Genomic DNA, 18,496 nt, shown 5'->3' with positions numbered 1-18,496 from the left:
AGGCGGAATACCGCCAAAGATCTACCCGCCGCTGTGTGCGGCAGAAGGAGCCCCTTCGTGAGCCCCGCCACCGACATGCCCCAGACGGACACCACCCTCGCCGCCCTGGCTGTGCTTGAACGCTTCGCTACCCAAGATTTCGACTCCGTCGACGCCTTGCTGGACACCACGAACAACAAGGAGCTGGCCATGGGCCTGCTCGATGTTGCCCGGATGCTCACCGGCATGCTCGCCCGGGCCACCGACGCCCGCCACGACGAGGTCATTGTTCATGTCCGCGAAACCATCATGGGCCTGATCCATGAAGGCCACCTCGGTACCGGACTGCTGCCCGTCAATTGACCTGTTCTGCGGTGACGTTTTTGGCGTTCGCCGCACACATATAAGCCAGAAGGAGAAGCCCGGTTTCGGGCTATTTCCAACTGATGCGCCACCTGCGCGGAAATGACACCCGTCACCCGCCGGACCGCATAGGAACACCAGAAAGCCGGAGTCGTTCCGGGTTTCTACCGCAGCCCTTATGGGCCTTACGAAAGGCTACGCCTTGTACAACATCCCCTTCACCGGCAACCTGACTGCTGACCCCGAACTGAACACCAACACGGCATCGGGCATCGCCCGCCTCAACTTCCGCCTCGCGGTCAATGAAGGCGAACGCGGCTCGGACAACGAGAAGACGCACTACTTGAACTTCACGGCTTTCAGCACGACCGCCGAGAACGCCGCGAAGTCTTTCAAGAAGGGCGACCGCATGATCGTCCTGGCCCGCGTCAACACGTACCCGAAGACGGTGTACCTGGAGAACGCCAACAAGGAGCTCGAAGAGAAGGAGATCACGATGGTCGGTTTCACCGCCAGCGACATCTCCGCTCCGGTTCGCTTCGCCACCCTGGAGATCCACAAGGTCGCGAAGAAGGAGGGTGGCGAAAGCTCCGCTCCCGCGAAGAAGGCGCCGGCTCCTCGCGCAGCCGCGGCCTCCAAGCCGAAGGTCTCCGTCGCCGCCGGTGACGACGACTTCTAAGCCCTAGCAGCCGAGGTCTCACCAAAGAGCCCTGTCCAGCCCCTCACCGGGCCGGGCGGGGCTCTTTCCTTTCGGACCCGTCTACGCATGTTTCCAACGGACAGCGATTCAACCACCGAGAAAGCATCATGAGCTCCCCCACCGCCATCACAGACGCCATCACTGCCTTTATCACTGGGTTGACCACTCAGATCACTGCCCTGGTCACAGCCAATCCGGTGCCTTTCGTCCTCGTCGCCGGAGTCGTGGTGCTCATCTACGCCGGCCGCGCCGCGGCCAGGAACAGGCCGTTCCCGACTGATCCGTCCCGGCTGTTCTCCGCGGTTCAGCGCACTGAAGGCTTCGCCCGGGCCGGGGGACAGTGCGAGCTCGACGGCATCTTCTTCTTCACCCGGTGCAAAGGCAAGGCGCACCACGGCGACCACCACTACCCGTGGTCCAAGGGCGGGTCGACGTCAATGACCAACTTCGTCGCCGCCTGCGCCCGCTGCAACACCTCCAAGGGCGCGAAAATCCCGACCGCCTGGGCGACCATGCGGATGGAAGCACGCCGCCGGAAGTACTTCCCGCAGGGCGTCCCGGTGAAGGCCGGTGAGCGCTTTGCCCACCGCTGAGAACGCCATCGCGGTGACCCACCGGAACAGCGCCTGCCCGGCCGTCGGGGAACTCTGGTCCCTGGCCGGGGAGGACCGGCACGGCATCTATCTGGGCGACGGGCTGTGGAACGTCCTGTCCTGCATCAACGATGAGTACACGCTCGGACAGGTCACCGGCCTGGAACCCTTGGCGCCCGGCAGCGTCCAGCCTGCCGGCCTCCACTGGGCAGACCAGTTCGATGCGCTGGCCGAAGCGGACGGGTTGAGGATCACCTGGGCCGAAGAGATCCTCACTTACCAAAACCAGGGCTGGGACAAGATCCGTAAGCTACGACCGGCGGTGACTTTAGCCATCCTGCGGTGACCGTGGTTCCGGAATCTGCGCATGTTTCAGGGTATGAGCATCAATCCCCCTGAAAGCACCGGTCCCGCCGCACCGGGGCCGACTGAACCTGCAACCGGCCCCGCCGGCCGGGACGGGAAGCCCACTGCCGGCGACCAGGCCAAAGCAGACGGCGCCGACGTCGCGGTCGCGGCTCTCAAAGGAGCAGCCACCGGAGGGCTCACTGGAGCCGCCGTCGGCGCACTCAAAGGTGCGGTCAAAACCAAGACGGGACGCAACGTTGCGATCGCTGCCATTGCAGCCCCGATCCTGGCAGTATCCCTGCTCGCCAGCCTCGTGTTCGGCGCGATGCAGGCCATCACTGCCACTCCGTCCGGCCGTGAAGCCAACGCCAATACAGCAGCCCTGGCATCATTCTCGAACAAGACGGACTTCGCGGCCATTCAGGACGCGGCGGTACAGGGCGGTGTTCCTTGGGAGGTCATCGCCGGGGTCTATCAGACAGTGAAGAACAAGAGCGGCGATAAGGGCACCGGGCCCTTCGGTATCGACCTGAAGGCGGCGGGCTCCGAGATCAGCGAAGCGGACGCGAACAACATCAACAAGGCTGCGGTGTACGTCGCGCGCAAGCTGAAGAAGTCCTCACAGGACACCATCGACAAGCTCCCCAACCCGGCTCTGGACGCCGGCTACATGGACACCCGCGGCGACAAGGGCGAAGACATCCTCAAGCCGGTCAACACCGACGAAGCCAAGGCAATCCGGGACAAAGTCAAAACCGAGTACGTTGCGGCCCTCAAAACCGTGCCGCTCACCGGAAACCCGGCCACGGCCGAATCCGCCTTTGACGGGTCCATCAATCTCATGTCCGCGGCACCGGCAAGCAAATGCAGCCCCGCCACTGTCAATATCGGCGGACCGAGCGCAGCCACCCTGAACCCGAAGCAGACAGCGTATGCCCAGGCCATCGTCAACCAGGTGGCGGCCAAAGGCATGCCCGAACAGGCCGCCGTCATCGCACTGGCGGTCGCCCTGCGGGAATCTGGGGGCCTTCAGATGTACTGGAACCCCAACGTCCCCGGATCCCAGGAACTCTCCGACGGCGGACCTGAAGGCGGAAAGGACCTTGCTCCCCCGCAGATTTCTTATTCCGTGGGACTGTTCCAGCAACAGGTCAACGGAAGCGAGTTCCATTGGGGCACTGTTCAAGACGCCATGAACCCGGCCAAGTCCGCGGACATGTTCCTTGATGCTCTCCTTCGGGTCCCCGGCTGGCAGGACATGCCCGTGACCGTCGCGGCGCAGGCCGTCCAGGGCTCTGCCTTCCCGGACGCCTACGCCGCGTATGAAACACAAGCCCGGACGATCATGACCACGGTAAAACCGACCACCGGCAGCTACGGCACCACCACCAAGAGCGCACCCCCGGCTGGCGGAGCGGTACCTGCATCGGCGGCCACCTCCAGCTGCCTTGCTGGAGGTGTCGGCACCGGTGCCGTCGGCAAGGGAGATGACTACCCGTTCAAGGACGCAATGCCGGACCTCAATGACCCGTGGGGCACGTTGAACCGCGAGTGTGTTTCTTTCGTGGCCTGGCGGATGAACGTGCAGATGGGCTGGAAGCCGGGGCAGGACTATCCGTTCACTGTTCCGAAGCTCGGTGTCGGCCTGTGGGGTGACGCGGTGGGCTGGAAAGACACGGTCGGCTCCGTCTACCCCATGAATAACACCCCGAAGGTCGGCGCGGTCGCCTGGTTTGATAAGGACCTCAACAGGGCCAACGGTCAGTTCACCACCGGCGCGGCCGGCCACGTCGCGGTGGTCAGCGCCGTCAACAACGACGGCACCATCGACATCGAGCAGTACAACTTCATCCCTTACGCATACAACGCCATGAGAATCCCCGCCGCCTGGGTCAGCGGGTTCATCCACGTGGCCGACATCGACAGCACGAAAAACTAACCATCGGAGAAACCCTGTGACCAACAGTCCCCGCCAGAGCCACCCTGCCGTCCAATACCTCAAGGACAACATTGTGGTCATCGGCCTGATCGTCGTGGTGGCCGCCTCATTGGCGTTCTTCGCGTTCACGCAGGCGAAGACAGCAGAGGCTAAGCCTGCAGCCGCAGTGAATCCGACACCGATAGCGACCGCGGCCTTGGACAACCCCTCATCCCCAGGGGCCACAGGCACCCCAGGAGCCTCTGCAGGCCCGTCTGCCGCCGCTTATTCCCAGGCGGTCTCGACAGGCCCCCAGAACGCCATACAGCCGGTGCCCACGGCTACCTCCACGACCAACGTCGCCAGCGCCAACTCCAAGTCCGTGACCGCCAAGGACTGGAAGGTTTACGCCGAAGCGTTCACCAAGGCATGGATGAACACAGCGGGCGGCAAGGATGCCTGGCTCGGCCGGCTGAAGCCGATGGTCAGCCCGGACCTGTACGCCGGGTTTACCGCGACGGACATCAGCACGGTTCCCACCACCGCTTTCCAGAACGTTTCCCTGGCAGAAGAGTCCAGGGCGTCCAAGACGTTCCGCGCCTACTCCACGAACGGACCTGTTCTTGAAGGCCGGGTCTCCATCCAGGTGGACGGCAGCTGGATCGTTGACCAAGTCGGACCTCCGGCGAAGTAGCCAAAGCGGTCACCGAAAGGCCCCTCCTCGGAGGGGCCATTCTTCATCCACCGGGCTAGCGGTGCAGCCTCCCGGCACACAAAAGGGCCCCTCCACTAGGAAGGGCCCTGCGTGTTTGGTTCCGATCAGTATTCGGAGAAGTCAGCGCGCTGGTGCACGAGTTGCTCATGGATCCCGGAAAGCTGCTCGGACTGGCTCTCCAGTGCCCTGAGAAGCGCGTCGGCATCGTTCCGGAAGATCTTGTCCATCGCGTTGCGGACCTGGGAGAGCCGGTACTTCCGCTCAATCTCAAGGACTGTGAGCTCTCCATCGAAAAGTTCAATCTTCTCGTTGAGGACCTTCTCGTCTTCTCCTGGGAAGCGGTCGGGGTGGGGCCGGTGGATGAGCATCTTGGTTGCACGGATCAACTGGCGGGTGTCGTACTGTCCGAGGCGCTCCGGGCGCTTAGCGGTGACCCCAGGAAGGATTGAGAGCCGGTACTGTTCGTACTCTTCTTTGAATCGCTGCTGGTACTCCGCCAAGTACTTGTCCTTGGGCACCGGGTTCCGGGCTTCCCAGCTGGCGCGCCACTGACTCATCGCGGCTTCCATGTCGGCGTCGATTTCCGCGGAGCGTGTCCTGCCGTACTCGGCGACTACCTGATCGATGATCTCATCAGGGATCTCGACGCTAGACCAGAACTGGATGCAGTGTTCGGCCGTTGCGGACGGGGCCGGATTGAGGAATGAACCGTCGGTTCGGTCAAAAAGTCGGATAGGGGCCTCCGCGTGCTTGTTTGGCGCAAACTGGCCGCCGACAGGAATGCCCTGCGGCTGACGGTTGATGCCTTCTGATGTCATGGTCGGTAAGCTCCCTTGATGCTTGTTGTCCGGGTAACGCGTCGCGGTTGCTCGGCGTTGATACTACTGGATCGAATAGGTTCGGTGCGGCTAAATGCCTCCTACCGGTTTGTGTCCGGCAGGAGGCATTTTCGACGAGCTATACGACCGGCAATTGTGCGGTGGCAGGCGCCGACCGGCTGCCGACCTCGTCGGGAAGGGGTGCTTCCTGTGTGTCCGGGGCGGTATCTGCCGCGCGAGCATGCTGACCGGCCATGGTCTCGGCCCCGTTCTTGTTTTTCTTGATCTTTGGTTCCTTCGGCGTCTTCTGCTTCATCTGGTGACGCATTGCCTGGCGGTAGGTCTCGGTGCGTGCATCGTCCCGTTCGCGACGTGCAGCAGGCAGGTTGTTCGCTCCAGCACCAATGGCCTTCTTGGCTGCCCAGGCTCCGGCCGCAACCGGAACGATGGCCAGGGCCGGCGTGGTGAGTGCCAGCAGTGCTCCACCGGCGACAGCTCCTGCACCGTACTTGGCGATAGTGCGGACCGGGCGTTCGCGGAATTGCTGGCCCGCAGCTGAAAACGAGTTCTTGACAGAGGCCAGCGCCTTACCTCTCGCCGTGGTCGGAAGCGGCGCAAGGCCAAGCTCGGCGCGGCGCTGCTTCTCGAACTCGAGTGCCCGGTCCCGCTCGTCCTTGGCTGCCCCGCGCATAGCCTTCCGGTCCGCTGCAGCCATTTGGCCGCTGGCCAGCTTGGAGTTCGGCACGTTGGAGTTGACCAAGTCGAGGTGGTCGAGCTTACCGTCGGCGTATCCGCCGCGTACTTGCTCGGACATGGTCTGCCCTGCCAGGGGTTGCTCTGTGGTGGCCTGATCGACGTTCTCGGTCGCTTCCCCATTGTGGGCAGCAGCAGCCACAACCGCGCCAGCCGCGGCGCCTGCCCCGAAGGCACCGGCCATGTTGATGCCTCCGCGGCGCTTGGAGCTCGCCAGTCCGCCCGGGAGGCCTGCGGCTCCGGAGAGCGCCCCGCGGGCACCAGAGCCGACCGGAGCGGCTGCCCCGCGGCGGGTTGCTGATGCGCCCTTGCCCAGACGGCCGCCGGATGCGGCGGACATGGCACTGCTCAGTCCGCGACCGCTGGCGCGCTTGGCTGCACCCATGGCGCGCGCCCCGTGACGGCCGGCCGTGCGGTCGAGCAGGGATCCCACACCAGCTGCGGCGGCGCCACCGACCGCTGCCGTTGAAGCGCCCCAGGCCAGGCCGGCGGAGAGCTTGAACGGGGACGGGACCTTCATGACCTTGGTGAACATCATGTGGAGCAGGTACACGGCCATGAGAGGCGAAAGTCCGGTCCAGAAGGTGGCGACCAGAGAGCCGTCACCTCCGAGGAACGTGGCGCCCATGCCTTGGAGCATGTCGGAGATAACAGCGACCAAGGCGAAAATCATCTGGATGCCGAAGACAAAGATGTTCATGCCCAGGAGCATCTTCACGAAGCCAGAGAGCTTGTCCGTTCCGGCGCTCGGCAGCAGGCACATGATGATCAGGAAGAAGACGGTGATGATCATGATGACCATGGCGACCTTCGCGACGATGATCGAGATCGCGATCGCACCGAAGACGCCCAGCATGGCCAGCGCCGACAGGTTGTAGGCAAAGACCGAGGTCATGCCCTGGAAGTTGTAGTTGCCGTGCAGGGTGAGGATGAAGTCGCGCAGCTTCAGGTCTGAGGGGATGCGGGCCTGGACGTCGCTGGTTCCGGAGGGCCAGTCCATGGCCCCTGGAACGTCGCCTCCTTCCATGAACCAGGTCCGGCAGTCATCCTGACTGACCTTCTTTTCCTTGTCGCCGTTGGCGAAGTCCGTCTGGATGGTCCAGCTGTTCTTGTCGTTCGGGTTGGCGGCCATGTCGTTCAACCGGCAGGTGGACCAGCCGATCATGGACCGGTCCTGGCTGACGTTGTCGGTGGGCTGCCAGGCTTGGGAGAAGTAGTTGCTGACCTTGTAACCGTTGTCACCCCAGAAGCGGGCCATGGTGCCGCGCACGCTGGATGCACCGGCGGAGCTGGCGTCAGTGATTTCCGGTCCCATGACAGGAACACCGGAGTTCCAGTCGAGGAGGTGGCAGTAGGTGTTGTCGTCCAGTCCGCTGGTGCCGAACTGTGCGGTCCGCCAGGTCTTGAGACCTGTCCCCTCCCACAGGGTGGACATGATCATCGGGACACCTGAGGAGAGCTTGTCTGCACCGGTGCCGTAGGTGGCCTGGTAGCCGGCCTTGAGTGACTGGATGTAGTTGTTGCAGCCAAGCGGGTTGGTGGTGTCGTAGAGACCGGTTTTGGTCGTCGGCATTGCAAGCGCGGCGGCCGGAGCCGATGCCAGGGAGGACACCGTTTTGTTCAACGTGGTGACGACCCAGCCCGGGGACATCAGACCCGGTTTGTAGGGTGCAGCGCTGCCGTCCGCGCCCCCGCCGGTGGAACTCATGGCCCCGCCGACCATGATGGCGAGGAGGCCGACAATAGCGCCCTTGGCGACAACGGTCTTCCAGGCGGCCCCGCCCCGGCGGCGGGCCTGGAAGAGCAGGACACAGACCGAGAGTACGACGATGCCGGCGAGCAAGCCTGATCCAAGAACAGCATTGCCGATGGTGGCGCCGATTTTGTCCGCGGCGCCTCCCATCGAGTCAAGCATGCAGAAGTTGATGGCGAAGGATGAAAGCCCTGTGCCGAGAGACCACATGAAGTTACCGGTCGACATGCCGCTGGAGATCAGTGCATGGCGTTGAAGCAGTGTCGCGGTGTCGGCGAACATGGTGTTGTCGAGCCGGGAGTGCATGTTCGAGGTCGCGTCCGCCCACCTGTTGACAGGAAGAAGAGGAGAGGTGGAGGCATACTTTCCGCTGCTGTCAGAGGTGCTCCCGCAGGAGTTGGTCGTGGCCGCCGTGCCGTCGCCTGCGGACTCCGCTGTGGGCACGGAGACCGTCACGGATGACGGTTCGGCTGTGGGGACAGCGGCGCTGGCGGCCGGCGCAAAACCGACAACCAGGGTGGCCATCACGATGAGCGCCCCGATCAGGCGGGTGAACAGGGACTTCTTCATCGGGAGAACGCCTCAAAATCTTCGAAGTGGTTGGACTGCTTGGGCCGGGAGTCATCTTCATCCCGGTAGACGGGGACAGTGATCTGGCGGATGGTGCCGAATGATTCACCGCTGACGTCGATTGGTTGCCCGCAGAGGTAAAAGGTGTTCACGTTCGAACGCTTCTTGTCGAACATGGCCTGGTAGGTGAGCAACTTCAGGCCTTCCTTGGACCGGCGTTCAATGAGCAGGAACGCTGCGGCTTCAACAGCGGGGATCCACAAGAGGGCCCAAACGTTCAGCATCGGGAAGAAGATCCCCGCCAGAATGCCCCCTGGCACCATGGCGAACACGGCGATCCAGAAGGTCCTCCATTTCATTTCCACTGTGCCGATAACAGTGGTGCGGTCGGCACCTGACGTGCGCCCGGTCATCGGAGTCAGCAGATACAGGGAGTTTATGGAGGCCAAGAAGTGGTCCCTTCAGACGTGAGCCGGGGCTTGAAAGCCCCGGCTCATCAGTGGTGGTTCAAGCCCGAGGACCGGACTAGTGGCCTGAGGTTGCGGTTTGGGCCAGCTTGATGGCGATATTCGCGACAAAGTCCAGGATGCTCAGGAGCAAGGGGAACAGCACGGCTGGGGCTGCGAGGATGGCGCCGGGGACCAACGCGCCCCACAGAGGCTGCGAGCCCTGGCCCATGCCACCGCCGCGGCGGCGGTCCCAAGCCCATTTGATAAGGGCGAAGACCACCAGGCAGACGCCCACGACGGTCATCAGGGTGGTGATGCCGGGGAAGCCTGTGGTGATGGCGCCCCAGAAGGCGTCCCAGCCACCCTGGAGGTCAACTTTGTCAGCTGCCGTCGGGACGGCCATGGGAAGTGCGCTCATTTCATGCCTTTCTTGGACGCACCCGCCGGTGGCGAATGTCGTTGTCTTTAGCGGAGTTACTTCTACTCATTCACATGCGTAGAGATTTGAGGGACGGCCGTTCAGCGGGAGATCAGCCCCATGACCCGCTGGACCTTCGGGTCGTGACTGAGTCGTTCTCGGTGGTGATCCGACAGGTCCCAGCCGGACAGGGCCGCTGCGCGCACCAGCGGGTCAGGGTCTGTTGCTGCCCGGTCGGCAATGCCCGCGTAGCCGGTGTTTACCGCGGCCAGGCGTACCGACGCAGGCTGATCTGCTTCGGCGAGGCGCTCCAGGACGTCATCCGGTACGCGGATGCTGGAGGTCACTTCTGCACGGACCAGCGGGTCGTTGCTCTCAGCCAGGGCGCGGAGCTGCTCGACGTCGGCGTCACCGACGGACGGGAAGTCCGTGTCGATGCTGACGAGGGGCTCCGTGTGGGCCGAAGCGGCGAACTGGCCGCCGCTTCGGACTCCTTTGGGTACTCGGTTCGTAGGCACTGCGACCTCCTAGATATTCTTGCTGTGCTTGTTGTTGGCAATTGCCATGGCGGATTCCCACATGGTCTGGGCGCGGTCCGCACCGAAACGCTCGAGGGTATCGACGATCTTTTCCTGCTCCTCGAAGCCGATCTCGCCGAACGGCGCGAAGAGGGCCTCGGTGGCTTCGCCGTCGTTGCCGACCGACCATGCCTTGCAGGCGCCCAGGACACCGTTCTTGTGGTCATCCATGACCCCGCGGTGTTTGGTGACCTGCCGCTGGGAGAGGCTGCCGGGATGCGACATAGGCACTCCGGTGGTTTCGGCGAGGGCGTTCCACGCGAGTCGCTTCATTTCGGCTTTGTGGGCCGCCCCGGTCGCTTCCATGGCGTGGTGTGCGCGGTCCATGTAGGAGCCGGGTTCAATGTAGTGGCCGCTGGTTTCCGGGTTCATGAGAGTCGCTCCGAGGGTCGATTCGACACCGCCGTCCACTCCGTGAGGCGCGTCGAGGGAACGGTCGAACGTGCGGGCGATCATGAAGTCCTTGGACGGCTTATGGCGCGGGTCGTGCCACTCGTCGCGGACCTTCTGCTCGAGAGCACTCTTTTCGCGCTGCGTCATCGGACGGCCGATCTTGGCTTCGATTTCCTCGCGCTGCTTCTCGAAGATGACGTAGGCACGGCGATCTTCAGCACGGAACACCGTTTCGGTCGCCCGGACGGTCTGGTTTGCAGCGGTGGAGGTCAACCACTGCTTGTAGTCGGTGACCTTGTTGCCGCGGTTCATCGCCTCAAGGAACTGGAGCATCGTCTCTTGAGCGATGTCATCCTCATCCTTGACGATCGACTTCTCTGCCTGGTTGTACCGGCGGCGCCAAACCTTGGTGGAGCTGTAACTGATCTCCATGACCTCTTCGGCGGAGGTGAGTTCGTTGAGCCGCTGCGTGGCGAGGCTCAGTGTCGGCTCGGCATGCGCGGTTGCTGCGAACTGGCCGCCCGTGGGGATGCCCTTCGGGACGCGGTTCATGCCGGCTGAGGATGCGTTGTCGTTGCTCATGCTTTGTGTGTGTGCGGCAACTTTCCAAAACGCGCAGCACCCGGCGAAAAAAGTCTGCCGTCACATTTTCTGACCCTCAGGTCAGCAGCGGTCCAGGATCATTTTTGCCATCGCGCGGGTCCGCTCCGACACGGCGGTTCCGTCCCGGTCGGCGTTGTTCATGAGGGTCTTGGTGTATTCGCACAGCTTCGTGTGGGCCTGCGCCTTCCACTGATTCGGATTGAGCAGGGTGTTCGCAACGCCACCGGCAGCGGCACCCTGGGCCTTGGCGTCAGCGGAGATCTTTGCCAGGGCGAGAGACGAGGCGATCTTCGCATCGGGAGTGTCGAAGTGGGCTTGCTCGTAGGCGGCACGGCTCTCCGGGGTGACATCCGCATTTGCGTTCCGCTGCCCGTCCGAACATCCCGTGGCAGCGGTCAGGATCAACGCAGCAGAGGCCAGCGCAATGAGGATCTTTTTGTGGTTGCTCATGCGGCTCATGTGTGCGGACGCAGAGGTCTCTTTCATCGGGTGGTCCACCTCTGGTCCAGGGTGGTCTTTTCGGTGGTCCGTCAGGGTGGTCCATGGTGGTCCTTTCAGTGGTCCACCCGTGGTCCTTTACTGGTCCATACTGTCCGGGCAAATTGTCGTGGACCGGTCCTAGACTGGGCCTTCAGCGGTCCTGACGGACCACCGGCAAGGGAGGACGCGGAAGAATGACCTCACGTATCGAACCCGACAGCCAGAAAATGGTGCTGCTCTCGCTGACCCTGGTCGGCATTCTGGCGACAGCGAGTTTCACGCTCTCGTTTCTCGGTTTGATCCAGGCTGCGGCATGGGCCGGAATCCCGGAAATGCTGCGATGGTTGGTGCCCATCGTCGTCGACTCGACAATCCTCGTATATGCCATTGCGGCCAGTGTTCAAAGGGCCAGAGGCGAGTCGACGACCCTTTCCTGGATGGCCATCGGATTCTTCACTCTCGTTTCTGTCCTTGCCAACGCCGCCCACGTCCTTGCCCCGGCAGGAACCCCGACTGAGATGAATTCGACAGTTGTTTTCGGTGCCTGCCTGGCCGCCATCATGCCCGTCAGCCTGTTCTTCGCGACGGAGACCACCGTCAACCTGGTGGTGGCGCCGGCGTACGGATCGGTGGCCCAGCGGCGCAAGCGGGCACGCGATCAAGTGGTCCGCGCGGACCAGATGGACCACTCGAAGGACCAGTGGACCACTTCGGGTGGACCACGCAAAGGACCACTGGGTGGACCAGCAAATGGACCAGGGGTGGACCACTCAAAGGACCACCTGCGGACCACCCCGAAAACGCGCACTGAAGTGGACCCGGCGAAGGTCCGGGAACTGGCTGCCGAGAAGCTCAGTCAGAGGGCCATTGCGCAGCGTCTCGGGTGCTCCAAGACGACGGTTGCGAGGATCCTCGCAGAGGCCAGCGAGCCCGTGCCGGCACACTGATATTTGAGCGCAAGGATCTCGTGTCTTCTGTAGCTGCCCTAACGTACTGGAGCCACTACAGAAGAGCCCTGACCGTCAACCTTTCAAGACTTTTATGTCGTCGGGAATGTCGATGCCTGTCGCGTGCAACTTCCACTGACTGAACATCGGGACGAGGAAAGCCTTTGACTCTTCCTCGCTGTAGACGAGGGACGAATGCTCCTGGGCGTAACGGTCGATCACTTTTCTGTGCTCGCTTACGGCCATGAGGGCTCCGACTAGACCAAATCCAACTCCACTGCCGGTCCAGCCTGAGTTTGACTCCGAAGTGAGCAAAAGTTTGTTGGTGCTAAAAGAGGGTACGTCCTTGAGTAGTTTGCCGCTGGCAAGAATGCGTCCTCGTCCTCTCGTGTACCCCTCTGAATCATGGATGGATATTGGGATCCCGGGGACGGACCCGATGTCGTGCCGTTTCACCTTCGAACCGAACATCGTGGTGATGCGCACCCATAGGTAGTACCGGGTGTTCTTTGCACGTATGGGATAGTCGCGGTAAAGGTTCATTGCCTCGTCCCAGGGAGAGCCCGTTTTGAACGCCACACCGAGGGACCTGTAATATCCGAATCCATGCTCGGTAAGCCCACCTTTGCTAAGCGCATCGATGATCTGTAGGGTACCCGTTCGCTCCAGAACCGACGCTTCTATTGCAAGCTTCCTTGTCGATTCGGCTCTTTGGATGCAGGACGAGCAGGCCATTTCCGAAATTCGCAATTCATTGGATGTGGCTGGCGCGGGCCCGGAATGTGCTCCGCACGCATAGCTTCCACAAGAAGTGCAACGGATCTGGGCTTGGCGACCACACCGGCAATAATTCATGCCTGAAGGCTACTGTGGATCGCACACGTTTGGTACCGCCGACCCACCGGCGATTCGAGGCGGTCCTGGCCGAATCTCCCGCACGAATTGCGCGTCCATAAGCGAGTCGCGAGCACCTAGGTCGCTCAGGCGAACGGGTCTTCGTCGTCGGCGACCAGGACGACGTCGTAGATGGGTTCTGCGGAGGCCGTGGTGCTTGGCTGGACTTCCTCGGCCACGGGTCCGGCAGGTGGCTCGGCGTCCGCCACCGGCAGTGGCTCTGGAATGTCGTCGGGGATGTGCTCGTGCTCCGGTGCCGGCTTCGATGAGGCTCTGGCTGCCGGGGCTTTCCGGACGGGTGCCGTGCGTGCAGGTGCCGTCTCGGCAAATCCTGTTTTGATTCCGGCGCCCTCCAGTGTCGCAGCGGCGGCGCTTGCCTCGGCAAATTCCCCGACGGACTTTGTGACCGCATCCAGGACCGCCACGGCCGCATCGACGTCTGCTTTGGTAGTCGGAGCTGCGCGCTTTGGCGCGGGAGCGGACGCCTTCGTACCGGCTGGTGTCTTGGTGGCGGTGGTGGCGGTGGCCGCGGTGACTTTGAAGGGCTTGCCTTCGCAGCCTGCGGTGACCATGCACCGGGTCGGTGCCGTGTCGGCGGTCAACACGTAGTGCTCACAGGCCGGGCAGATGACCGGGATGACGGCCGGGTTGACCTTCACGAGGTTCAGCACATGCTGCCACATGTTCACGGTTTCCAGTTGGGCGTCGGTCAGATCGACCGCCTTGAAGGCCTTGATGACCAGTAGGTTGCCTGAGCCCATGGCCTCGACGAGTTCAGGCCAGGTGTTCTGCTTGGCCTTTTTGAGCAGCGCGATGCCAAGGCTGACCGCTTCGGCCAGACCTTCGTACTCGGGTTTCGTCTTCAGTCCCGCCATCAGCAGGACCCCAGGATGGAGCTCATGCCCACCATGTGTGCGGCATTCCGTTCAGCCCTCATCACGCCGCCAGCTCGTAGCCGCGGATGTGCAGGATGTCCTGAACGATGCTTTCGACGATGTCGCCCAGGGACTTGAAGTTCTTCTCGAGCTCCAGGTCTTCCTCGGTGAGCACCTCGTATGAGTTGGTCTCCTCGTTCAGCACCGAGGTCATCCGGGTGACGTTGTTGTCGGCGCCGGGCATCATGACGTCCAGATCCTTGGCCTTGTTCCGCAAGATCGCCCGCATGTGGGCGTCCAGCGTGTTCGTGGCCAGCAGAGTCGTGACCATGCAGGTGTTCACCTGCCCAATTCGGTTACAGTTGTGGACAGCAGCGGCCCCAACGATATAGGACTCGTCACCTTCCACAGAGAGATCCCAGAGCCGCTCCTCGCGGCGTGCGTAGCGGGAAGTCACGGCTGAGACGCGTCTCCAGATCCACTTTCCGGCGTGGACGTCATCTGTGAATTCTCCGACGTGTGCGTCCAACGTTGTACAGCCTCTCCCCCGGATTTCCTTGGGTCCTCCCTTGATAACCCTCGAACCTGTGCGGTAGCCCAGGGTGGCCGCGATGAGACTCAACTGGTCGTTGAGTGTCCGCGAAACAGACCGCCATGCCAGGACGACTTTCTCTCCGTTGCCAGACAGCTTTGCGTGACCATCGCCTGCGAGATAGCCGAGGAAGACCTGCTCAAGCTGATGATGCGACAGGTCGAATACCCAGGAGGGGAATCGCTTGTTCTGTGCCCGGTGGCCGAACATGCGCTGGAACCAGGAGGCGAGATCCTGTGAGTAGATCCGCATTTCTATCCCAAGGCCTGTTGCTGTACGGATCGTGTACTTAAAGCCGAAAGTCCGCTGAATGTAGTCGCCGTGAGCTCGAAGAATGTGTTCTTCATTGCGGTGTCCGGAGATCGAAACGAACGCACCCTTAGCTTCGTCGACCGTCGAGAATCCCTCCGCAACGTAGAGACCACAGAACGACAGAAACTCCGGGGTCAACTCGACCGATGGAGGCATCGGAACGTAGCGCCCGTTGGGCCGGCGCTCGGTCAGCTTCGGCAGCGGAGTCTTAGCTCCGAACTGTCGTCGATGTTCGCGTTTCATGTCCGTGTAGTGCTTTTGGCACAGCCCGCGAGCAAGGACATCGGCGGATCCGCAGACCTTGCAAACTGACCACGCCTTGAGATCAGCATCCGACCAACGCCGACATGAATCAGGGAAGGCAATACGCGCAATGTCGAAGTCGCTGGTCTTCATCTTCGGAGTTGCCAAGTTGTCTCCAGGAAGGATCGTCGATGCGAAGGCCCACTCTTCAGAGCCATTCGCTCGGCGAACCCAGACCTCGTGGTCGTGAGTTACTGAGAGAGGCTCCTGCTGGCCCATGAAGTCAATCTCCGTGATGACTTTCCGAGTTCCCATGCTGTCCCGGGAGCCTCGGGACCAAACGTCAGTGACCGGCCGCCAGTTTCCTTCGTGAGTCAGCACGATGTCTCCGACGGAGATTTCCTCGATCGGGACCGGCCCACGATCGGTCTGGACCCGCTGACCTTCGACGACGCAGCGATCTTCGGCTTGAGATATGTTCGCCGGTGTCCAGTCCGTCTCGATGAAGATGGTGTCGGAGCTGGCGGTCAGGGTGATACCGAAGCCCGCGGCTCCGATCGAGCAGAAGATAACCCCGATCTCGCCGTTCTGGAGTTTGTCAGCGACGAGCTGGCGTTTATGCTGGGCCACTCCCCCGTCGATGAAGCCGGCATCAGCGATGCCTGCCTTTTCAACAGCTTCGATGAGGGCCTGCATGACCGGCTGGTGGTGAACCCAGACGGTCAGCGGCCGGGTGTAGATCTTTTTGCCGTTGCGGACCTCGGTGGTGGCTTCCATCCAGTCGGTGATGATCTCGATGGCAGCCGGGATCTTGGCGTTGCCGGCCGCGGCGCGCAGCGGGGTGATCAGGTCAACACGGGACCGGGCGAAGTCCTTGATGGTCTCCTTGGAGATGATTTCGCCGGCCGCGCGCTGCTCGTCGATCCACTCGGTGACTTTCTCGTACAGAGTGTCATGCGCGGCTTTGAAGCCCTTCGGATCGATTTCGACGTAGCGGGTGGTGCGCAGCTTGGGCGGGAGCTGTTTGAGGACGGCGCTCTTGTTCCGCCGGACCCAGCAGCTGTGGGAGAGCATTTCTTCGAGCTGGGGCAGCATCTTGCGGTTGGGCAGGAACGCGCCGAAGTGGTTCTGCGTCGTATAGGTCTCCATGAACTTGGAGGCGCCGCCGAATACCGGATCCAGGAGGCCGGCGATGGCGAGCATGTTGACACCTTCGGCCGGGTTCTGCAGGAACGGGGTGCCGGTCATCGGGAGTCGCAGCGCGTCGATGGAGCACGCCAGGTTGCGGTTCGCGGTGGCGCGTTTGCCGGCCCAGGTGCGGGAGCGGTGCACTTCATCGAACAGCGCAGCCTGCGGAGCCCAGGCAACCAGGTCATCCAGAAGCTCGGGTCTGGACCCGAGGAGGGAGTCGGCAACGACCACAACGCCCGCCTCGGGGAATGGAGGGACTTTCTTGCCGGCCCGGATGGGGACGATGTAGGCCGGGAAGTCGGGTTTCTTCGGGGGCGCCTTGGGCTTGGCTTTGGATTTCCGCTTCGAGGGCGCAGGCTCGACGCAAGGCTCTTCAGGTGGCTGGATCTTCTTCAGCCCGGGCCCCAGGGCGGCGTAGGCTTCGCGGCACCAGTTCTCCACCACAAGAGGAGGGACGATGATCACAGTGCGCCGGGACCGCTTGATCGCGGCCGCGGCGAGGGCCTGTCTCGTTTTTCCCAGGCCAGGGGCATCTGCCAGGGCGCGGTGTCCGCCGGCGATCGCGTACGCGCCGGCGAGCTGGAACGGGTAGAGGGCCAGACCGAACCATTTGGGCAGGTAGCCGGAGTGGGTGGCGACAATGTCGATGAGTTCCTGGGTCCGCGGGGAGACTTCCTTCTGGAAGTCCCCTTCGACGCCGGTGGAGGCGGCGAGCTCGCGCGCGGCGGCGCGGACGTTGTCCGGGATGGCTTCCAACTGACGGGCTGCGACCGCGGCGGCCCAGGTGTCCGGGTCCAACCGCATGCCCTTTTTGGGTTCGCCCTCATCGGTGACAAGGTCCGAGAGCATGACCTCAAAACGCTGCCGTGTCTTGTCCCAGACGGCTCCTGGACCGAGGATCATGCTGACGCGTTCGAAGCCGGCCATCCGGGGCCGAACGAAGGCCATGTGCGGGAACCTCATGGATCGCTGGATGATCGGTCGCCACAAGGGTTCCAGGGAGGTCAGGCCGGCCAGGTCGCCGGTGGCTTCAGAGAAGTCCACTTCGATCCGGTTGTCGGCAAAGAAGCGGTCCGGGTTGGTGCCGGTACCGGTGATGTACCAGGTCTTCTCGGAGTTGTCCCAGCGCCGGCCGGGGAGCTTCTTCATCCAGTCCTGCGCGGACTTGCCGTTGGGCAGGACTGCTCCCCATCCGAATTTGAAGCGGAGTTCGGGGTTGCGATACGTCCCGGTGAGGACAGCAGTGAGGGCCATGGCTTCCCCTATGCGGGAACCCGGCCGACGGGGGTATCACGCACCGTCCCGGGACCTCTGCCGTTCTAGGCGGCGAGCGTGTAGCAGGAGACAGCCAGGTCTTCGGCCTCGTAGACGACGACCTGGGGCGTCTCAGCGCTGGATGCAGTAGACATGCTCAGGGCCAGTGTGTTGCGCACGGTCCGGGCGGCATTTTTGTCAGCCAGTCCGGCCGCGAACGGGGCGGGGGCTGCCGAGGCAGAAACGCTGACATCCCAGCCCGAGTCGGTCTGGCGCATCGAAATGTGGGTCGTGGCGGACGCCTTCACGAGGGTTCCGTTCGTGGTTTCGATCCAAACGTCCATGACATTCTCCTGGGTGGTTTTGCGGTTGGTTTCCTTGACTTTTATGTGTGCGGAATTCGTATTTCCTGTCCCCGTTTTACCGCTGTTTACAGCACAATTCCGGGTAAAGAAAAGCCGCCGTCCACAACGGAACGGCGGCTACATCAACGTCGGGAGTTAGTTGTCGTGCCCTGTCATTTTCCGGCCAAACACCGACAGCGGCTCACTCGGCGCGGTGATGGCAGTCCTGCGTGCGCCGGTCTTGGCGGCGACGGCGCCAACCAGATCGGAGACGACGATTTCCCGGCTGCGGAGCTGGTCGACGGTGATTTGCTGGGAGGGGTTCTGGCTCATGGCGGGTCTCCTGGTGGTGTGGACGTTTCTACTCACAAACATGCGTAGACCTGCCGGTAACGGCCCGTTCAGATCCAGCC

Annotated in this window: 20 protein-coding genes; 8 read left to right on the top strand and 12 right to left on the bottom strand. The window is 62.6% G+C overall.

Annotation, left to right across the window (positions count from 1 at the left end):
- Positions 1-57 precede the first annotated feature (57 nt).
- From ABD884_RS08800 to ABD884_RS08775, 6 genes are all read left to right on the top strand, one after another.
- Positions 58-342, top strand: a complete 285-nt coding sequence (locus tag ABD884_RS08800) for a hypothetical protein (RefSeq protein WP_345043536.1) — start codon at positions 58-60, stop codon at positions 340-342.
- Between the two features lie 178 nt (positions 343-520).
- A complete protein-coding gene (locus tag ABD884_RS08795) occupies positions 521-1,021 on the top strand; it encodes a single-stranded DNA-binding protein (protein WP_345043530.1) in 501 nt (166 codons plus the stop codon).
- A gap of 128 nt (positions 1,022-1,149) precedes the next feature.
- Positions 1,150-1,635, top strand: coding sequence for an HNH endonuclease (locus tag ABD884_RS08790; RefSeq protein ID WP_345043526.1), 486 nt, complete (start codon positions 1,150-1,152; stop codon positions 1,633-1,635).
- Positions 1,613-1,981 (top strand): hypothetical protein, encoded by a 369-nt coding sequence (locus ABD884_RS08785; RefSeq protein WP_345043523.1) that lies wholly within the window; start codon positions 1,613-1,615, stop codon positions 1,979-1,981. Before ABD884_RS08790 ends, ABD884_RS08785 begins: the two co-directional genes overlap by 23 nt.
- Positions 1,982-2,014: 33 nt before the next feature.
- A complete protein-coding gene (locus ABD884_RS08780; RefSeq protein WP_345043518.1) occupies positions 2,015-3,922 on the top strand; it encodes a CHAP domain-containing protein in 1,908 nt (635 codons plus the stop codon).
- A 16-nt stretch (positions 3,923-3,938) separates the two neighbouring features.
- Complete coding sequence (locus ABD884_RS08775; RefSeq protein ID WP_345043511.1) at positions 3,939-4,595, top strand: hypothetical protein; 657 nt, start codon at positions 3,939-3,941, stop codon at positions 4,593-4,595.
- 125 nt (positions 4,596-4,720) lie between these two features.
- Here the strand turns inward: ABD884_RS08775 and ABD884_RS08770 are convergent, their stop codons facing one another.
- From ABD884_RS08770 to ABD884_RS08740, 7 genes are all read right to left on the bottom strand, one after another.
- A complete protein-coding gene (locus tag ABD884_RS08770; protein ID WP_345043506.1) occupies positions 4,721-5,434 on the bottom strand; it encodes a hypothetical protein in 714 nt (237 codons plus the stop codon).
- A 139-nt stretch (positions 5,435-5,573) separates the two neighbouring features.
- Positions 5,574-8,510, bottom strand: coding sequence for a TrbL/VirB6 family protein (locus tag ABD884_RS08765; RefSeq protein WP_345043502.1), 2,937 nt, complete (start codon positions 8,508-8,510; stop codon positions 5,574-5,576).
- The gene (locus tag ABD884_RS08760; RefSeq protein ID WP_345043497.1) at positions 8,507-8,959 is read right to left on the bottom strand and encodes a hypothetical protein; all 453 of its coding nucleotides are present in this window, start codon (positions 8,957-8,959) and stop codon (positions 8,507-8,509) included. Before ABD884_RS08760 ends, ABD884_RS08765 begins: the two co-directional genes overlap by 4 nt.
- Positions 8,960-9,035: 76 nt before the next feature.
- Complete coding sequence (locus ABD884_RS08755; protein WP_345043491.1) at positions 9,036-9,377, bottom strand: hypothetical protein; 342 nt, start codon at positions 9,375-9,377, stop codon at positions 9,036-9,038.
- Between the two features lie 101 nt (positions 9,378-9,478).
- Complete coding sequence (locus ABD884_RS08750) at positions 9,479-9,895, bottom strand: hypothetical protein (RefSeq protein WP_345043486.1); 417 nt, start codon at positions 9,893-9,895, stop codon at positions 9,479-9,481.
- Between the two features lie 9 nt (positions 9,896-9,904).
- A complete protein-coding gene (locus ABD884_RS08745; RefSeq protein WP_345043478.1) occupies positions 9,905-10,930 on the bottom strand; it encodes a hypothetical protein in 1,026 nt (341 codons plus the stop codon).
- An 81-nt stretch (positions 10,931-11,011) separates the two neighbouring features.
- Positions 11,012-11,401: a hypothetical protein gene (locus ABD884_RS08740; protein ID WP_345043473.1), complete on the bottom strand. Its 390-nt coding sequence runs from the start codon at positions 11,399-11,401 to the stop codon at positions 11,012-11,014.
- A gap of 224 nt (positions 11,402-11,625) precedes the next feature.
- Between ABD884_RS08740 and ABD884_RS08735 the strand changes: the two genes are divergently transcribed.
- Positions 11,626-12,378: a DUF2637 domain-containing protein gene (locus ABD884_RS08735; protein ID WP_345043468.1), complete on the top strand. Its 753-nt coding sequence runs from the start codon at positions 11,626-11,628 to the stop codon at positions 12,376-12,378.
- Positions 12,379-12,453: 75 nt separating this feature from the next.
- Here the strand turns inward: ABD884_RS08735 and ABD884_RS08730 are convergent, their stop codons facing one another.
- On the bottom strand, positions 12,454-13,113 hold the full coding sequence (locus tag ABD884_RS08730; RefSeq protein WP_345043461.1) for a hypothetical protein: 660 nt from the start codon (positions 13,111-13,113) through the stop codon (positions 12,454-12,456).
- Between the two features lie 23 nt (positions 13,114-13,136).
- Between ABD884_RS08730 and ABD884_RS08725 the strand changes: the two genes are divergently transcribed.
- Positions 13,137-13,334, top strand: coding sequence for a hypothetical protein (locus ABD884_RS08725; protein ID WP_345043457.1), 198 nt, complete (start codon positions 13,137-13,139; stop codon positions 13,332-13,334).
- Between the two features lie 24 nt (positions 13,335-13,358).
- Here ABD884_RS08725 and ABD884_RS08720 read toward each other — a convergent pair whose 3' ends face one another.
- From ABD884_RS08720 to ABD884_RS08705, 4 genes are all read right to left on the bottom strand, one after another.
- A complete protein-coding gene (locus ABD884_RS08720; protein ID WP_345043453.1) occupies positions 13,359-14,147 on the bottom strand; it encodes a hypothetical protein in 789 nt (262 codons plus the stop codon).
- Positions 14,148-14,208: 61 nt separating this feature from the next.
- Positions 14,209-17,739, bottom strand: coding sequence for an SNF2-related protein (locus tag ABD884_RS08715; protein WP_345043448.1), 3,531 nt, complete (start codon positions 17,737-17,739; stop codon positions 14,209-14,211).
- Between the two features lie 65 nt (positions 17,740-17,804).
- A complete protein-coding gene (locus tag ABD884_RS08710) occupies positions 17,805-18,083 on the bottom strand; it encodes a hypothetical protein (protein WP_345043439.1) in 279 nt (92 codons plus the stop codon).
- A 156-nt stretch (positions 18,084-18,239) separates the two neighbouring features.
- The gene (locus ABD884_RS08705; RefSeq protein ID WP_345043434.1) at positions 18,240-18,416 is read right to left on the bottom strand and encodes a hypothetical protein; all 177 of its coding nucleotides are present in this window, start codon (positions 18,414-18,416) and stop codon (positions 18,240-18,242) included.
- Positions 18,417-18,496 lie beyond the last annotated feature (80 nt).

This window comes from Arthrobacter methylotrophus, from assembly GCF_039539965.1.
GTDB lineage: Bacteria > Actinomycetota > Actinomycetes > Actinomycetales > Micrococcaceae > Arthrobacter > Arthrobacter methylotrophus.
The sequence above is the reverse complement of the archived record's forward strand: the minus strand, read 5'-3'. Positions and strand labels throughout refer to the sequence as shown.